This window comes from Pyxidicoccus trucidator, from assembly GCF_010894435.1.
Lineage (GTDB): Bacteria > Myxococcota > Myxococcia > Myxococcales > Myxococcaceae > Myxococcus > Myxococcus trucidator.
This window is the reverse complement of the sequence record NZ_JAAIXZ010000055.1, coordinates 1-1738: the sequence shown is the minus strand read 5'-3', so window position 1 is coordinate 1738 and position 1738 is coordinate 1. Positions and strand designations below refer to the sequence as shown.

1 protein-coding gene is annotated in these 1738 nt (G+C 67.3%); it reads right to left on the bottom strand.

Going from position 1 to position 1738, the window contains the following annotated elements; translation table 11 throughout:
• Positions 1–28: 28 nt before the first annotated feature.
• Positions 29–1630 carry an IS1182 family transposase gene (locus G4D85_RS48340; RefSeq protein ID WP_164021893.1) on the bottom strand — a complete coding sequence of 534 codons (1602 nt, stop codon included), beginning with the start codon at positions 1628–1630 and terminating at the stop codon, positions 29–31.
• Positions 1631–1738 lie beyond the last annotated feature (108 nt).

Below are 1738 nucleotides of genomic sequence, written 5' to 3'. Positions count from 1 at the left end.
CTAGAGCGCCGAACAGGTTCGTGGAACCTCAGGCCGCAAGCCGCCGCTTCTCGTCGATGCGGCGGTGGAGGGTCTCCAGGTTCTGGAGCGCGCAGAGCCTGCGAAGGTCGAAGGTGTTCTTCCGGGTGCCGCGGTAGCGGGCCCGCGAGCCCTGACGCTGGCTGAGGTGGGCGAGTTGGTGCTCGACGGACACCCGCTCGCGCAGCTTCGCCCGCCCCGAGCGGGTGCCTTGTAGCCGCCGCAGTCGCTTCTGGAGGCCCTCGTCTTCGCCCAGGCGGACGCTCCTGCCGCGTCCGGAGGCCGCGTGCGTGCATTGAGCGCGCAGCGTGCACGCGCCGCACACCTCTGGGTCGAACTGCACCACCTGCCCGGGCTCGAAGGTCTCCACCTGGCCGGCTGGGCAGGTAATGGTGCCCGCCTTCACGTCCACGGCGAAGTCCTTCTTGCCGTACAGGCCCGGCCTGGCACCGCGCCCGGGCCATGGCTTGCACACCACCTCTCCACCGGCCCCCTTCACCTCCTCGGTCAGTTCGCTGTTCACGTACGCCCGGTCAATGAACACCGCGTCCGGCTCCAAGCCCAACCGCCGCAAGTCTTCCTTCAACTCCGGGGTGGCTTCCTCTTCGGGGCGGTTGGCGGGTGTCACCGTACACGCCAGCACCAGTTCTGCATCCAGGTGCGTGCCGATGTGTTGCTTGTAGCCATTGAAACGCTTGCTCTTGCTCTTGCGCCCGTGCCGCATCTGGTCGTCTTCTATGGAAACGCGTCTGTCAGGCGCGACGCCCTGGCGCAGGCGAACCCTTCCTGCCTCCACCGGCTCCAAGTCCTGCGCCTTCACCTGCCCGAGCGCCTCGATGTAGCGACGCAGCGGGGCCTCTTCGGCCTGGTCCACATGACGCGCCACCCACGCCGCCATCCGGTCCACCTGCCGCACCAGGCGATTGAGGGCGTCCTGCTTCTCTTCGGCGTCGCTCCAATCGATGTCCAGTGCCGCCTTCACGCTGGTACCCAGCAGCAGCGGCGCTTGGGCCTGACGGCATACTTCCTCCACGTCTGTGTTCAGCAGACGGGCGGCGCCCTCGGCGAGCTTCTTGCCCGCGTGGCCGAGCAGGTTGAAGGTGTCTTCAACCCGCCCGGCTCCCTCTAAAGGGCGGCTGTCGACCGCCAGGCGCAGGGTGGCCGGCAACTTCTTCCAGTCGAAAGCCTTCGTCTTCCTGGCCACCTCCACCGTGCGCTCCAGCAGGCGCCGGTCCATGTCGTGGTGGATGAGCCGCTCGCGGAACTGCTGCAAACCGCCCTGGGAGAAGGCGGGCGCGTCATCGTCGGGCACCAGCGTGCCCAACACCACGCGCCAGCACCGGTCCGTGGCCGATAGCCGTACAGCTTCCGCATCGGAGACTTGCAGGTAGCCCTGCAGCAGCAGCGCCATGCACAGCAGGGCCGGTGGCTGGGGGGCCTCGCCCTGGCCCGTTTGCCGGTACATGCCCTCCAATTCCTCTTGGAAGGCCTCGTCGAACAGTTCATGGCGATGCCGTCGCAGGAAGACCAGGAGCTTGCGGCTCTTGCCCGCCAGCTTCAGCAACCGCTCTTCCCTCTCGCTACACGCGACCTCGGGCGTCCATCGGTCCATGTTCGCTCCTGCTGTGTCGTCCATGGACCTACCTGCTCACCTCGGGCGCTGGTGTCGATCCCCTGGCCCTTGCCTGCTCTCTCGCCGTAACCTGTTCGACGTTCTAGG

What these genes read in the sequence shown, in the direction of transcription:
- G4D85_RS48340 (WP_164021893.1), bottom strand. Translation starts at nt 1,630, where the DNA reads ATGGACCGATGGACGCCCGAGGTCGCGTGTAGCGAGAGGGAAGAGCGG.